The 15,724-nt window shown below is 40.7% G+C and carries 15 protein-coding genes; 2 read left to right on the top strand and 13 right to left on the bottom strand.

The window, feature by feature from the left end; all coding sequences use genetic code 11:
* Positions 1-224 precede the first annotated feature (224 nt).
* Both C1G53_RS04675 and C1G53_RS04680 read right to left on the bottom strand, forming a co-directional pair.
* Entirely contained in the window at positions 225-800 is a 576-nt protein-coding gene (locus C1G53_RS04675; RefSeq protein WP_105117863.1) for a thymidine kinase, read from the bottom strand.
* Between the two features lie 98 nt (positions 801-898).
* Entirely contained in the window at positions 899-1,123 is a 225-nt protein-coding gene (locus C1G53_RS04680) for a hypothetical protein (protein ID WP_105117045.1), read from the bottom strand.
* 122 nt (positions 1,124-1,245) lie between these two features.
* On the opposite strand from C1G53_RS04680, the gene C1G53_RS04685 reads away from it, so the two are divergent.
* Positions 1,246-1,428: a 4-oxalocrotonate tautomerase gene (locus C1G53_RS04685; RefSeq protein WP_002934978.1), complete on the top strand. Its 183-nt coding sequence runs from the start codon at positions 1,246-1,248 to the stop codon at positions 1,426-1,428.
* 49 nt (positions 1,429-1,477) lie between these two features.
* Here the strand turns inward: C1G53_RS04685 and lepA are convergent, their stop codons facing one another.
* The 8 genes from lepA to C1G53_RS04730 all read right to left on the bottom strand — a co-directional run bounded on the left by lepA (position 1,478) and on the right by C1G53_RS04730 (position 8,197).
* Positions 1,478-3,310 (bottom strand): translation elongation factor 4, encoded by a 1,833-nt coding sequence (gene lepA, locus C1G53_RS04690; RefSeq protein ID WP_105117864.1) that lies wholly within the window; start codon positions 3,308-3,310, stop codon positions 1,478-1,480.
* Between the two features lie 94 nt (positions 3,311-3,404).
* Positions 3,405-3,818 carry a nucleoside-diphosphate kinase gene (ndk, locus tag C1G53_RS04695; protein ID WP_105117865.1) on the bottom strand — a complete coding sequence of 138 codons (414 nt, stop codon included), beginning with the start codon at positions 3,816-3,818 and terminating at the stop codon, positions 3,405-3,407.
* Positions 3,819-3,827: 9 nt separating this feature from the next.
* The gene (gene yihA / locus C1G53_RS04700) at positions 3,828-4,415 is read right to left on the bottom strand and encodes a ribosome biogenesis GTP-binding protein YihA/YsxC (protein WP_100881361.1); all 588 of its coding nucleotides are present in this window, start codon (positions 4,413-4,415) and stop codon (positions 3,828-3,830) included.
* Positions 4,416-4,476: 61 nt separating this feature from the next.
* A complete protein-coding gene (gene clpX, locus C1G53_RS04705) occupies positions 4,477-5,703 on the bottom strand; it encodes an ATP-dependent Clp protease ATP-binding subunit ClpX (RefSeq protein WP_105117866.1) in 1,227 nt (408 codons plus the stop codon).
* Positions 5,704-5,900: 197 nt separating this feature from the next.
* Positions 5,901-6,413, bottom strand: coding sequence for a dihydrofolate reductase (locus C1G53_RS04715; RefSeq protein ID WP_024388115.1), 513 nt, complete (start codon positions 6,411-6,413; stop codon positions 5,901-5,903).
* A 298-nt stretch (positions 6,414-6,711) separates the two neighbouring features.
* The gene (locus C1G53_RS04720) at positions 6,712-7,551 is read right to left on the bottom strand and encodes a thymidylate synthase (protein ID WP_105117867.1); all 840 of its coding nucleotides are present in this window, start codon (positions 7,549-7,551) and stop codon (positions 6,712-6,714) included.
* A gap of 52 nt (positions 7,552-7,603) precedes the next feature.
* Complete coding sequence (locus C1G53_RS04725; protein ID WP_105117868.1) at positions 7,604-7,906, bottom strand: hypothetical protein; 303 nt, start codon at positions 7,904-7,906, stop codon at positions 7,604-7,606.
* A gap of 12 nt (positions 7,907-7,918) precedes the next feature.
* Entirely contained in the window at positions 7,919-8,197 is a 279-nt protein-coding gene (locus C1G53_RS04730) for a hypothetical protein (protein WP_105117869.1), read from the bottom strand.
* Positions 8,198-8,419: 222 nt separating this feature from the next.
* Between C1G53_RS04730 and C1G53_RS04735 the strand changes: the two genes are divergently transcribed.
* On the top strand, positions 8,420-9,676 hold the full coding sequence (locus C1G53_RS04735) for an ISL3 family transposase (protein WP_105114567.1): 1,257 nt from the start codon (positions 8,420-8,422) through the stop codon (positions 9,674-9,676).
* Between the two features lie 68 nt (positions 9,677-9,744).
* Here C1G53_RS04735 and C1G53_RS04740 read toward each other — a convergent pair whose 3' ends face one another.
* From C1G53_RS04740 to C1G53_RS04750, 3 genes are all read right to left on the bottom strand, one after another.
* Positions 9,745-11,139, bottom strand: a complete 1,395-nt coding sequence (locus C1G53_RS04740; RefSeq protein ID WP_105117870.1) for a glycosyltransferase — start codon at positions 11,137-11,139, stop codon at positions 9,745-9,747.
* 93 nt (positions 11,140-11,232) lie between these two features.
* Positions 11,233-14,523 carry an LPXTG cell wall anchor domain-containing protein gene (locus tag C1G53_RS04745; protein ID WP_105117871.1) on the bottom strand — a complete coding sequence of 1,097 codons (3,291 nt, stop codon included), beginning with the start codon at positions 14,521-14,523 and terminating at the stop codon, positions 11,233-11,235.
* Positions 14,524-14,746: 223 nt separating this feature from the next.
* The gene (locus C1G53_RS04750) at positions 14,747-15,706 is read right to left on the bottom strand and encodes an ROK family glucokinase (RefSeq protein WP_105117872.1); all 960 of its coding nucleotides are present in this window, start codon (positions 15,704-15,706) and stop codon (positions 14,747-14,749) included.
* Positions 15,707-15,724: the final 18 nt, after the last annotated feature.

Raw genomic sequence — 15,724 nt, forward strand, 5'->3', positions numbered from 1 at the left:
GTTCAATTCCATTGAGATATTCATGCCGTTAAGCGACTCAAAGGAAATTAGGAATTCTGACGTGGAAACTTCGATTTCTAGAAAGAATTATCTATTTCCACAGAGTCGTAGGCGTATTCAGTTCTGTTCGTATTGTCACAGGACTCAGCTAGAACAGGCACAGTTCGTAGCCTGTTTTCGGTTTTTCATAAATCGTGCCTTCAGCCTTTGATTTAAAACCTTAGTTACAGTTCAATTTCCGGCGAAAAATAATGTTTGCGGCAAACCGGGATGTAGGTTTCATTTCCACCGATTTGAATTTGAGCGCCTTCATAGGTTGGCTTACCATCTTGCGTTCGCAAAACCATGGTGGCTTTCTTGGAACAATATTGGCAGATTGTTTTAATCTCATCCAATTTATCGGCCAACAGCAACAAGTGTTGGGAACCTTCAAACAGTTCATTTCGGAAATCATTTTTTAGACCAAAGGCCATAACTGGAACATCCAATTCATCTACCACTCGTGCCAAGTCATAGACATGGTGGCGACGAAGGAATTGGGCTTCATCAATCAAAACACAATAAGGACGAGGTTCCATTTTCTGAATGTAACCAAAGATGTCCATCTCATCATCAATTGCTACTGCTTCACGTCGCATACCAATACGACTTGAAACAACACCAAAGGCATCGCGGGTATCCAAGGCAGAAGTCATAATGACGACAGGCTTACCCTGCTCTTCATAGTTATGGGCAACTTTAAGAATTTCAATGGTTTTACCAGAATTCATCGTCCCATATTTATAGTATAATTGAGCCACTTTTCACTTTCCAATCTTAAAATTTCACTCCTTCCATTCTATCATAATTTGACCATTTAGGAAATAGAAAAACAAGCCCGATTTGAGCTTGTTTGATATTAGGACCAAGGTAATGATAAGAAATTTCCGACACACTCAAAAATAATTTTAGCAACTTTTGGTTTCCACTTGTATAGCATGACACATCCATAGATTAAGCTGAAGAAGGAGAATGTGATCAATAATGGGCCTTCCCATACACTTTTGGCAAAAACAGTTGCCACTAGATACAAAAACAGACCGGCAAGCAGGAATGAAAACACCATACGATAAACATAGTTCATAAGCCAACACCTCCTATGTACGTGTAGAATAGCACAGATTGTAAGCGATGTCAATTATTTACTTATAGAAAGCAGGTGAAATTTATGCTATACTGAAACTAGCAAAATAAAGGAGAAACGATATGCCATTTGTACGTATTGATTTGTTTGAAGGACGCACGGAGGAACAAAAGATTGCCCTTGCGCGTGAAGTAACAGAGGTTGTATCCCGTAATACCAACGCGCCAAAGGAAGCCATCCATGTCTTCATCAATGACATGCCTGAAGGAACCTACTACCCACAAGGCGAAATGAAACGCAAATAAGAGAAAACACTCTTGCAACTAGATGCAGGAGTGTTTCTTTGTATCAAGATTATTTCTTATCGTCTTCATCCATGCTGAGAACGCTGAGGAAGGCTTCTTGTGGTACTTCTACGGAACCGATTGCCTTCATCCGTTTCTTCCCAGCTTTTTGTTTTTCTAGGAGTTTACGTTTACGGGAAACGTCACCACCATAACACTTGGCCAAAACGTTTTTGCGAAGGGCCTTGATGTCGCTACGAGCAACGATTTTCTGACCGATAGCTGCTTGGATTGGCACTTCAAATTGCTGACGAGGGATGATTTTCTTGAGCTTGTCCACGATGATTTTCCCACGTTCGTAGGCAAATTCCTTGTGTACGATAAAGCTGAGTGCATCGACCTTGTCGCCATTGAGGAGAATATCCATTTTCACCAGCTTAGATGAACGGTATTCCGAAATCTCATAGTCGAAGCTGGCATAACCACGAGTGGATGACTTGAGTTTATCAAAGAAATCAAAGACAATCTCCGCAAGCGGAATTTGGTAGATGACATTGACACGATTATCATCGATATAATCCATGGTTACAAAGTCACCACGCTTGCGTTGAGCCAATTCCATGACTGCACCGACATATTCCTGTGGTACCATGATTTGTGCTTTAACGTAAGGCTCCTCAATATTGGCAATCTTAGTTGGGTCTGGGAACTCTGACGGGTTGGCCACATCAATAGACTCTCCGTCTGTCATATTGACATGGTAAACTACCGACGGAGCTGTCATGATCAGGTCAATGTTAAACTCACGCTCAATCCGTTCTTGGATAACATCCATGTGCAAGAGCCCCAAGAAGCCACAACGGAAACCAAAGCCAAGGGCCTGCGATGTTTCTGGTTCAAACTGCAAGCTTGCATCGTTAAGCTGGAGTTTTTCTAAAGCTTCACGGAGGTCATTGTACTTGTTGGAATCGATTGGATAGATACCTGCAAAGACCATTGGGTTCATCTGCTTGTAGCCTGCAAGTGGCTCGCTGGCAGGATTTTCAGCCAAGGTCACCGTATCACCGACACGGGTATCTGCAACCGTCTTGATAGAAGCTGCGATATAACCAACGTCACCAGTCGCTAGGTAATCACGACCAATTGCTTTTGGTGTGAAAATCCCCACTTCCGTCACATCGAAAGTCTTGCCATTGCTCATCATCTGGATGGTATCGCCTGGTTTTACCACACCATTAACGATACGAACTTGCAAGATAACGCCACGGTAAGGATCATAAACTGAGTCAAAAATCAAGGCTTGAAGCGGTGCAGCGACATCACCAGTCGGTGCTGGAACTTTCTCTACGATTTGCTCCAAGATTTCCTCAATACCAATACCAGCCTTAGCCGATGTTGGTACAGCTTCTGAGGCGTCCAAACCAATCACATCTTCAATTTCCTGACGGACACGTTCTGGGTCTGCTGCTGGTAGGTCAATCTTGTTAATGATTGGTAGGATTTCCAAATCATTATCCAAGGCCAGATAAACGTTAGCCAAGGTCTGTGCTTCAATACCTTGAGCCGCATCCACCACCAAGATTGCTCCTTCACAAGCTGCAAGAGAACGAGATACTTCATAGGTAAAGTCCACGTGTCCTGGCGTGTCAATCAAGTGGAAAATGTAGGTTTCCCCATCTTTAGCCTTGTAATTGAGCTGAACAGCGTTCAATTTGATGGTAATACCGCGTTCACGCTCCAAGTCCATGCTGTCGAGTAACTGAGCCTGCATTTCCCGACTGGAAACTGTTTCTGTTTTTTCAAGAATGCGGTCAGCCAAGGTTGATTTTCCATGGTCAATATGGGCAATAATGGAGAAATTACGGATTTTCTCCTGTCGTTTTTTCAATTCTTCTAAATTCATGTTTCTTCCTCTACAAGAGTATTACTCTTTATTATATCAAAAATCCTAAGAACTTGCCATAAGAAAAACACCTAGAAACTAGGTGTCTGCTCTGCTATTTCCCCAACCATAAGGCGATTTCACGGTGAGCAGCTTCTATGCTGTCAGATCCGTGAACAACATTTGCCACAATACCATCTATGGGTGCAGTGGCGAAATCTCCTCGAATGGTTCCAGGTAGGGCATTGACTGGATTGGTAGCCCCCATCATATCTCGCCAAGATTTGACGACTTCCGGTCCTTCTAAAATCCCAGCAATGACTGGTCCGCTGGTCATGTAGTCAACCAAGAGCGGAAAGAAAGGTTTGTCTGTTAAATGCTCGTAATGTTGAGCGACCAAGTCCTCCGTCGCTGTCATCATGTTTAGATCACGAATGGCAAATCCACGACGTTCCACTCTGCTGAGAATTTGCCCCACCAGTCCACGTTTGATAGCATCAGGTTTGATAATGAAAAATGTTTGTTCCATAAAAACCTCCTAGATCTCACTCAGGATAGCATCCCAAGCCTGGTCATAACCATGGCGGGTTTCGGATGAAAAGACGACAAACTGGTCATTTTTATCGAAATCCAATTTCTTTTTGATAATGGATTCATGCTTGTTCCATTTACCACGTGGAATTTTATCTGCCTTGGTCGCAACGATGATGACTGGAATTTCATAGTATTTTAAAAACTCATACATTTGGACATCGTCAGCCGATGGCTCGTGGCGCATATCAACCAAGCTAACGACCACGCGTAAATTATCGCGACTGGTCAAGTATTCCTCAATCATCTTGCCCCATTTAGCACGCTCAGCCTTAGAAACCTTGGCATAGCCATAGCCTGGCACATCGACAAAACGGATCTTGTCATCAATATTGTAAAAGTTTAGCTGCTGAGTTTTACCAGGTTTACCTGAAGTACGAGCTAAATTTTTTCTTCCCAAAAGGGTATTGATAAAGGAAGATTTTCCAACGTTTGACCGACCAGCCAGGGCGATTTCAGGAATATCGTCATCTGGGTATTGGGCCTTTGAAACTGCACTCAGCAGAATTTCAGCATTGTGTGTATTGATTTCCATTCTTTACCTCTCATAAATAAGGGGGAGAAAGCTAATTGCTTATCACCCCTAATGATCATTTTTAGGCAGTTTCTAGCAATGGCTTTTCCTTGCCATCTACTGCTGCTTTTGTAACACGAACACGTTTGACCTCATCTTGACTTGGAACTTCAAACATGACATCTAACATGGTTTCTTCGATAATAGAACGAAGTCCACGCGCTCCTGTTTTCCGCTCAATCGCCTTCTCAGCAATGGCCAACAAGGCATCCTCGTCAAAATCCAACTCTACATCATCGTAAGACAAGAGGGTTTGATATTGTTTAACCAGAGCATTCTTAGGTTCCGTCAAGATACGCACCAAGTCCTCGGTTGTTAACTGGTCTAAAGCTGCAAATACAGGTAGACGACCAATCAACTCTGGAATGATACCAAACTTTTGAATATCATCAGCAATGATGTGTTGCATGTAAGACTCTTTTTCATCAATGGCACGATTGTTTTGACCGAAACCGATGATTTTCTCACCTAGACGTTGCTTGACAATTTCCTCAATCCCGTCAAAAGCACCACCTACGATGAATAAAATGTTTTTGGTATCCACATGGATCATTTCTTGGTTAGGATGCTTGCGTCCGCCTTGTGGTGGCACGCTGGCAACTGTTCCCTCAATGATTTTCAAGAGAGCCTGTTGGACACCTTCACCCGAAACATCGCGGGTAATGGACACATTTTCACCTTTTTTGGCAATCTTATCAATTTCATCCACATAGATAATCCCTCGTTCTGCGCGGTCAATGTTAAAATCCGCCGCCTGCAAAAGCTTGAGGAGAATATTTTCTACGTCCTCACCGACATAACCCGCCTCAGTAAGAGCGGTCGCATCCGCAATGGCAAATGGAACATTCAGACTTTTGGCTAAAGTTTGAGCCAAGAAGGTCTTACCAGAACCAGTTGGACCAATCATAAGGATGTTTGATTTTTGCAAATCAACATCGTTCTCATCACGGTTATCTTGGAAATTTATCCGCTTGTAGTGGTTGTAGACTGCTACTGCCAAGGCGCGTTTAGCACGGTCCTGTCCGATAACATAATTGTTTAAAATATTGAGTAATTCCTGTGGCTTTGGAGTGTCAGCCAGGTCAGTCAATACTTCTTCTGCCAATTCTTCTCGAATAATTTCCTGAGCCAGCTCCACACATTCATTACAGATGAACACATTGTTTCCAGCGATAATTTTTTTAACTTCTTCTTGATTTTTCCCGCAAAATGAGCAATAAATTAACTCATGGTTATGCTTAACAGCCATTTATCTCCTCTTTCATATCTCTTATCTAAACAAAAATCCATATACAGCATGGATGCTATTGACTAAATTGGTAAAAGCGTTCAATAGAAACAAAATCGCTAAACCAAATCTTTTCTTTTTAAAGGCTTGAATTGCACAAAGAACACAGATTCCACATAGAAATGCTGTAAACAAACCGAATAAACTTCTCTCCATGCCTAACCATCTCTTCTTTCATAGGTTTTTATTGTAAAATCATACGGGTTTTTCTCGTCTTTTGGACGTAAATTGGCGCTTTGTAGCTGAAATTTCTCCATAGGAAATGCTTTCGGAAAATACACATCGCCATTAAATTGACCGTGAATATCTGTCACTATTAAAGCTTCAATGTAAGGTGCAAAAGCAGTAAAAATTTGTCCCCCACCAAGCACAAATAGAGTATGCTCCTGTTTGTGATACCAATCTAGGACATCTTCCACACTGTGTAAAATGGTAACACGTTCACACTCTAGTTGATAGGTTTTATCTGTAGTCAAAACGATGGTGTGACGATTGGGAAGAGCACGTTTACCCATGCCGTCGAAGGTTATACGTCCCATCACCATCGTGTGACCTGTTGTCGTTTCTTTGAAATGAGCAAAGTCAGCTGGCAATGACCAAGGAAGTCTATCACCTTTTCCAATCAATCCATTTTCATCTTGAGCCCAAATGGCAACAATCTTTTTAGTCATTTTCTCTCACTTTCCGTCCTATCATTCTATCAAAAAAACATGAAAAATGCACTTACCAAGTAGGCCAAGCGCAAATTTTATAACTAGAACCAATTCCTCAATTTTATATATTCTTGATAGACGAAACTCTACTTACTACTGTTTATTAACTTAAATCGCTAAATCGAACTTCAATTGCTCCAACACTTTAGGAAAGTGTTGAAGGTTGGAAAGCGAAACAGTTCGGGGAACTGTTTCAGCCCGAGCTTATAATTAAAGAAGCGAGGTAAAAGAACTAAGTTCTTCACTGCTAATCCAGTTAAATCGCCAAGTCAAACTTAAGTTGCGGTTTAACTGGATTGTAATCCACCAACTCAAAATCTTCTGCCTTAATATCAAAGAAATTGGTACCATCTGGAACATTGAGGACCAAACGTGGCTCGATTTCTGAAGGTGTACGACGGAGCAATTCTTCAGCCTGTTCAAACTGATTGTCATAGATATGAAGGTTGTTGATGAAATAGAAAAACTTCCCAACCTTCCAGCCAAAATGCTTGGCAATCATCATTTGAAGAGCGACATACTGCATGGCGTTGATATGGTGAGCCACTAACATATCATTGGAGCGCTGAGTGAGGGTTGCATCAAGATAAATCTCTCCGTCCACTCGGCGAACATCAAACATGGTCTGGAAGGCGCATGGCAAAAGACCTGCGGATTGGTCGAAGGCCTCGTAATCCCACAAAGAAATCACATTGCGACGGTTCCAGGGATTTTCTTCCAATTGCTTGAGGATTTTGGAAATGATGTCATGTTTTTTAACAATTGCACCATAGCGTTCACCGATGGTCCCTGTTCCATCTACTTCCCAGTCATTCCAATATTGAACGCCGTATTTTTCCTGCAAGACAGACAGGTCATTGGTCTGGTCTTGGTAAATCCAGAGAATTTCCTTAATAGCTGATTTAATCGGAATTGGTCTTAGTGTGGTAATAGGAAACTCCCCCTTGGCCAAATCATACTCAGCAAAGGCACCAGTAATATACTTAGAATTAGCAACGTTTCCATCCTTGTAACGTGGACGAGCATTTTCTGAAAAAACGCCCTCTTCCATAATCTTACGAATGTTCTCTTTAAAAATATTATCTGCTTTAGTCATGGTTTTAGTATAGCAAATTCTAGCAAAAAACTCCAGTTTTGCACCGGAGTTCTCATTTGAAAAAAATTGAAAAGAAATCAAGTTGGAATAAACCAGATAGGGCAGTTACTAGACTGAACAGTATAAAATACAAAGCAACTAAGGTGACACTCAACAATATCTGACGAACATTTTTCGTATAAATTGCCGTTGGTAAGCTGGCTAGTCCGAAAAATGGAATGATGAAAAATGTCAGCTTAAAATTCACATTTAAAATACCAAACCACTGGCCTATTGGTAAAAATAGCATAGCAATGAGAAAAGCAGTAATGCTATAGAGGACAATATTTAGCCGTCTTAATAGGGTCATATTCATAAATAACTCCTTCTATGGACCGAAGAGAACATAGCCCAAGCCAAAGAACAAAGGAAAGGAAATGATCAATAGAATACTGATGATACCCGTCCAAAGTTTTTTGTAATAGATTGACAAGATGAGAATGAGCGCCCCAAATATTGGCAAAATCATCATGGTCGCTACAGAGCCCCAACTAGACGGGAAAAACCAGTCACGAATCCAGTTATCAAGGAAAAAGGCAGATAGCAAAATCAACAGACCAACGATAGTTAGATAATCAATCAGTTTAGATATGTTTACTTGTTTCATAAACCGACACCCCTTTCTCTTTACACTTTCATTGTACACTTTTTTACCGTTTTTTCAATATATGTATATAGAGAAACTGTGACGGCGGAATCGAAAAAGGGCTCTATAATTTCTGTAGTGGGTAAATCCACTGTAGAGATTATGGAGCCTTTTTGAGTATAGAAAAAAGTCCCATATGCCCTATAATGAAAAGCGACGAAACTCACATTAGAAAGGGTTCATATGGAACAACTAAATCTTATCACAAATCTTCTCAGAATTAAAGACAAAAATATTGTTATCACTGATGAATATGATATGGGAACTCACTTAGAACTCCACGGTCACTTGGATTACACAGCCCCTAAATGCCCTTCCTGCAAGGGACAAATGACAAAATACGATTTCCAGAAAGCCTCTAAGATCCCCTACCTAGAAACAGCTGGCTATCCCTTACTTATCCGACTTAGAAAGCGTCGCTTCAAGTGTAAAGATTGCGGAAAAATAGCGGTTGCTGAAACTCCTCTTGTCAAGAAGAACCACCAAATCTCTGTCGCGGTTAACCAGAAAATCGCCCAATTACTCATCGAAAATCAAGCAATGACACATATTGCACACAGGCTATCAATTTCAACATCGTCAGTTCTGAGAAAGCTCAATGAGTTCAAGTTTAAAACAGATTGGAATACCTTACCTGAGATGATGAGCTGGGACGAGTATGCCTTCAAGAAGGGGAAAATGAGCTTCATCGCTCAAGATTTCGACTCCCTAAATGTCATCACCATTCTCGACGGAAGAACTCAAGCAACCATCCGAAACCACTTTCTACGCTATCCTAGAAAGGTTAGAAATCGGGTCAAAGTGATTACCATGGATATGTTTAGTCCCTATTATCAACTTGCTAAACAGCTTTTTCCGAATGCAAAAATTGTACTCGACCGCTTTCATATTGTTCAACACCTTAGTCGTGCTATGAACCGTATTCGTATTCAAATTATGAATCAATTCGACAGAACATCGCAGGAATACAGAGCCTTGAAACGCTACTGGAAATTGATTCAACAGGATAGTCGTAAACTCAGCGATAAACGATTTTATCGCCCTATGTTTCGAATGCATTTGACTAACAAGGAAATCCTAGAAAAACTCCTGTCTTTCTCCGAGGAACTACGACAGCACTATGAACTCTATCAGCTTCTCTTATTTCATTTCCAAGAGAAGAACTCAGACCATTTCTTTGACCTAATTGAACAAGAAATAGCCACTGTTAATTCTATTTTCCAGACGGTATTTAAGACATTTCTAAAGGATAAAGACAAGGTTTTGAATGCACTAGAATTGCCTTATTCAAACGCCAAACTGGAAGCTACCAATAATCTCATCAAAGTCATTAAGAGAAATGCCTTTGGTTTCAGGAACTTTGAAAATTTTAAAAAACGCATTTTGATTGCTTTGAACATAAAGAAAGAGAGAACGAATTTCGTCCTCTCTAGGTGTTAGCTTTTCATCTACCCACTACAGTTGACAAAGAGCCCGAAAAAGCAGGGGAATGCCCTGCTTTCATGAACCTAGTTATAACCTAGAGCAAGCTTATACTGCTTGCGTGCCTCTGAATAGCTAAATTTGTTAGCATAGTCAAGAATCGTCTTAGACAATTCCTGCCGATCTTCTAAAGGTAAATTTGCTAGATTTTTCAAGACCTTGACAAGATCTTCTACACTATCAAAACCACATTGTTGATAGATACCTAACTCTTCTAAGACTTGATTATGGCCATAATCAACCCTGGAAAGGATAGGAATCAGTCCTTGACCAAGACACTCTACCATGGCGTTGGCAAACATTTCTGTTTTTGAACAAGAAAGATAGCCTACGTATTGATTACGTTGGATAGTTACACTTGGGACAAACCCCTTAAATATGACATTCTCGGGGATAACATTCTCTTCTTTAAAAGCTTGGATTTCTTCGAATAGACCTCCGTAAATGTGAAGCTCTAACTCTGGTAGAAATCGCATAGCTTCTACAGCCATAGCTATTCGTTTACCTTTACTGAAGTTTCCAACAAGGAGTAGCTTATTGGTAGACAAGCCTATTGGAAGTATTGGAGTAATGTTTACCGCAGTTGGTGGTAAAAATGTAGCTGTAACTCCCTCTTCAGCTAAGTTTGGAATGATGTATGGACTCGCTACATATATTTCCCTATCCAGGACAGTTGTGTAGGTTTCTCGGCTATTAACAGCCTCTACATGGTTATAATGTAGCACATCTCTATACCGAGCACCTACAGATTTACAATAGTCTTTTATTTTTTGTGAAGCAGCTTGAAGCTGGTCATTCAAAACAATATCCTCGTCAGGATTGAGGTTCTTAATCAGGTAATGAAGGAAGAGGTCGTCCGGAGTAATGAGACAATCTTTCCAATAATAATTACAGATATCCTTACCAATCAGTCCCCTAAGGGTCGTTTCTCCCGACCTATTCAGATACTCAAAACGGCCATCAGCATAACTAATATAAAACGGTCGTTCATGAACAGTAGTTGTAGCAATATGAACCAAGGAGAGGCTACGTTCAATAATAATGCTAACAAACCTTGAGGAAGTCAAGCTAACATTGAAATAGCCAGTATCTGTTGTATAGATTATCTCATTAGAGCCGATTTCTTTTTTACTCTCCCATGAAATCCCTTTAGCCTGCAAATCTTCTTCAAAGTCTTGGAGACTATAGTTGAAAATCTCAACATCAATATCAGAATAAAGGTGAGGCAGAATTACAACCTGGTCAGGGTTGAAACCGATATGGCGCATTTGTTCGCGCCAATAGGGAGCAGAATAAGGATTTGGTACAAGAAGTTTATTTGCGATACCTAAATCATTTAGAACATTTTGTCGAAATACTTGAGAGGTCTCGTAGCCAAAGGACTTATCCGTTAGCCAGTAGCGTAATGTATAAACCGTCACCTTTTTCTCCTATTACTTTAAAAGAATAATCAAAAGGATCTAGCGATAAAACAAGATCCTTTTGAAAACTACAAATTTGCCAAAATTGAAAATCTAGGCCGCAACTGTAGACTGAGTAAGACCGATTGAATCATATTCAACAGTCGGTGTCACAGACAGACTTGCTGGTTTGTAATAGTAGGTTATAATTGTCTCCCCTTCTTTTACATGTCCAACCTCTACAACATCTACATGGCTAAAGATATAAGGAACTTTTGGTGCTTCCTCTGTGATTTCTTTTGTATAGGTGTAGGAATAATATCGAGTCTCGTAATAATTTTCCCCCACTTTATCTTGTCTTGTTCCGTTAAATCGTTCTACTTCTGTAGCTGGGTCGAAACCACGAGCAATTGCTTGCTCTCTATAATCAATATTTTGATTCATTGCAGGCGCATCAGATTTTGCAACGTATGCAACAAATGTTTTTGTACCTTTAACAATTGTGTTATTTACAATTTGCCCTGTAGCACCCGTAGTAGTATCCAAAAATTCAACTGGAGAAGTAAGCATGCCAGCAATTACTTTATCTTTTGCTGCTTTATCAAGTGTAGTATTGTACAACAAATAGGTAGGTGTGGTAACAGTCTTAGTGTCCACAATAGAGCCATCTGCTCCCTTGATTGCAGTGGTTTCCACTGTTGCAACAAGTTGGTTATCTACAACCTTAGTAGATGGAACAATTTCCTCACCCGTCACTTCATTGACATAACGCGTAATCACTGTTCCTCGAATTTCTTTAGTAGAAGCCTCAAGTTTACGATAGATATAGGTTACATAAGTTGTACCTTCTGTAACTGATTCAACTTCAGCCCCGTCAATTCCTGCTAGAACATAAACTCCATCATTTGTTGTGATTCGTTCTTCCTTAACAGTAGCAGCATTGTAAATACCACCAATATTTTCTACTTTTGTATCTCTATCAGTTGGTACACCATCGATATAAGTTCTATTGACAGTCGTCCTAGTCACAACTCGATCAGTTACTAACGAAACTTCTGGTTTCAGTGTATTCCCTGCTTCGTCTTGGTAGCGAACAATAACTGACCCTTTAGTTTCTGTAACTTCTTCTGTTTCAGTTCGAGTATTGTTTTTAAGTTGATAAACAAATGTTACATCGGTTGTGCCAACCTTCAAAGTACCTTGGCTTGGAGCAGAATTTTCAGCTAAACCTTTGAATGCATAATTATTGTTGTTAAAGGTAATTGCATCCTGTCTAATACTATCCGCATTATAGGTTACACCAGTCGGAGTCGTTGTCGTCTGAATTTCCTCGACCCCATCAGTAGTAATGCTGGTACGAGAAATAATGTTTACAGCACCGCTAAGCAATTCTTTAGATGGAGCAATTGGTGTACCTTCTTCATCTACAAAGTGCACATTTACTGTACCTGTTTCTTGTACTGGATCAAGAACTTTGCGAATTACTACAGGTTGAGCAACCTTACGGTAAACATAGCTTACTGTTGTGTCGCCAGCAACAACTTTACCAGTTTCATTTCCTTCAACAGCCACAAACTCATATGTGTCGCCATTGTACTCCAAGACAGCTGCCTTGACTGCTGCTGCATTATAGGTTGCATCGCTGACTACTTTATTTTCTTTAATTTCTTCGACACCGTCAGTGGTTACCTTAGTACGGAAGGTTGTAGAAATAACAGCACTTACCAATTCCTTAGAATCTGCAAGTTTATTACCAGCCTCATCGACATAATGAACAGTAACCTTACCGGTTTCTTGGATTGGATCAAGCTCTTCACGAGTGACAACCGGTTGAGCAACCTTACGGTAAACATAAGTAACTTCTGTCTCACCAGCTACTACTTGGCCAGTTTCATTTCCTTTAACAGCCACAAACTCATATGTGTCACCATTGTACTCCAAGACAGTTGCCTTAACTGCTGCTGCATTATAGGTTGCATCGCTGACTACTTTATTTTCTTTAATTTCTTCGACACCGTCGGTGGTTACCTTGGTACGGAAGGTTGTAGAAAGAACTGCATTTACCAATTCCTTAGAATCTGCAAGTTTATTACCAGCCTCATCGACATAATGAACAGTAACCTTACCGGTTTCTTGGATTGGATCAAGCTCTTCACGAGTGACAACTGGTTGAGCAACCTTACGGTAAACATAAGTAACTTCTGTCTCGCCAGCTACTACTTTGCCAGTTTCATTTCCTTTAACAGCTACAAACTCATATGTGTCACCGTTGGATTCAATGGTATTTACTTTCAGGGCAGCAGCATTATAGTCAAGATCATTTGGTACAGTATTTTCTTTAATTTCCTCTACACCGTTTACAGTCACTTTAGTACGATAAGTAGTAGAAACAACAGCATTTACCAATTCTTTAGAAGCAGCTATTGTATTGCCCTCTTCGTCAACATAGTGAACTGTAACCTTGCCCTTATTCTCCTGTGTCTCAGTTGTCAAATCAGCTGAAGGTAGAGTGTTAGGGCTTGTAGGTGTTTCTGCAGGTACAGATGCGATTTCTGGATAATAGCCAACATATTCCCAACAAGTATCTGTTGCAGGTGTATGAGTAAAGCGAGCATTTAATTGCAGTTTGACATTTTCAACCAAATCAAGGAAGGTTGATGAATTGGCGAGAACCGGTGTAGAAACTCCGATACTTCCTGCAACCAATAGAGCAATAGCTACATGTTTGCCTGTTTTACGGTTCTTAAACAATAAGTAACCACCAAATGTCAACATACCCAACCCTGCAATAGCAATAGTTTTTGAGCTAGCAGAGCCTGTTTTTGGCAAAATAGACTGTACAGATTTCGCAGGAATACCAGTTATCCTCGATACTGTCTGAGCAACAGTTGAAGGTGTTTCCGCTTTTGGTGTGACTGTTACTACAGGAGCTACTGGAACTTGTGGTTCAACTTGAGGTGTACCAGGAACAACTGGGATTTGTGGAACTTGTGGCGTGCCAGGAACTACTGGGATTTGTGGAACTAATGATGGTAGGGTTGGTAGGATTGGTTGTATCGGCTCAGGATCCACTGGAACAACTTGGCAACTACCAGAAGGTTTATATACGGCAACAAAACCAGTAATCCACTCAAAATTCCCTGTCTCTGGATTGATCCAAGAAAGCTGTTCATCAATATTACCTGATTTAATTCGTGCCTTTTGCTCCACTGTTAAATCATTGAAATTTACTCTACTAATCGTGGCATCTACCGTGCGATTCGTTTGCACTACTGCAGAATTAGTAGTCTCATTCGCAGAAACCAATGATGAACCTGCAAGGACGCCAACTGTACCTAGTAGTGCCACTCCAAGTCCTTTGACAGCCTTATGTTTTCGAAATCCATACTTATGTTTTTTTTCCATAAATTTTTCTCCTAATATGATATCATGTCAGTTACTATAAATAGACAGTACTTACATAGTCATTTTATTACATATTTCAGATTTTTTCAAGTGATATTAAAAGATTTTTTTTGAATGTTCAGTTCTTACTGCTTATCGCATAACCTAACCAAAACCATCTACGTAGTTGATTTACAATGATAAAGAAAACGCTAAAAAAGCAGAGTTCCCCCTGCTTCAGTCATTATTTCAAAACCAGTGATGCGGCACCAAGGACACCAGCATCATTGCCACGAGTTGCCAAGACAATCTGCGTGCTTTCCTTGATTTGTGGGAAACTATTTTCAGCAAAGACCTTGCGAACACCGTCCAACAGGAACTCACCTGCTGCAGACACACCGCCACCCAGAACAATGTAGGCTGGATTGAGCACAGCCGCAATATTGGCACAAGCCACACCGAGATATTCTGAGAAGTGACGGTAGACAATGAGTGCTAGGTCATCTCCTTCTTTTGCTAAGTCAAAGACATCTTTAGCCGTCACATCCTGACCATCATCAATCATCTGTTTAAGCTTAGCATCTCCAGCGTATTGATCAGCATAGCGACGGCTGAGGTTGACAATACCTGTCGCAGAAGCCACAGTTTCCAAGCAACCTTTTTTACCACAGGTACAAGCAAACGGAGCTTCAAAATCAACTGTGATGTGTCCTAACTCACCACCCGCACCTTTGACACCACGAATGAGGTTGCCAGCAGCGATAACACCACCACCAACACCAGTTCCAAGGGTCATAAAGACAACGTTAGGATTGTTGTTCCCAGCACCAACCCACTGCTCACCAAGGGCAGCTACATTGGCATCGTTGTCGATAAAGAATGGTAAACCGAGCGCAGTTTCAAACTGTTCTTTGACCAGCTGCAAGGTCTTCCAGTTTAGGTTATAGGCTCCAATAACCGTACCAGCTTCACTATCGACGACACCAGGTGAGCCCATGCCGACACCTAAGAAATCATCTTTTGTCAAACCATGGGTTTCAAATCGCTGCTTGATACTGTCAATAATATCAGGAACAATGTGACTTCCCTCATCCAAAATATTGGTCTTGATAGACCATTTTTCTTGAATCTCACCATCCGTTGTCAAAATCGCCAACTTAACTGATGTACCACCTAAGTCAATACCAATAATTTTTTTTGCCATAATGTTCTCCTTGCGTGT

It is taken from the genome of Streptococcus suis (assembly GCF_002960445.1).
Classification (GTDB): Bacteria; Bacillota; Bacilli; order Lactobacillales; family Streptococcaceae; genus Streptococcus; species Streptococcus hyiners.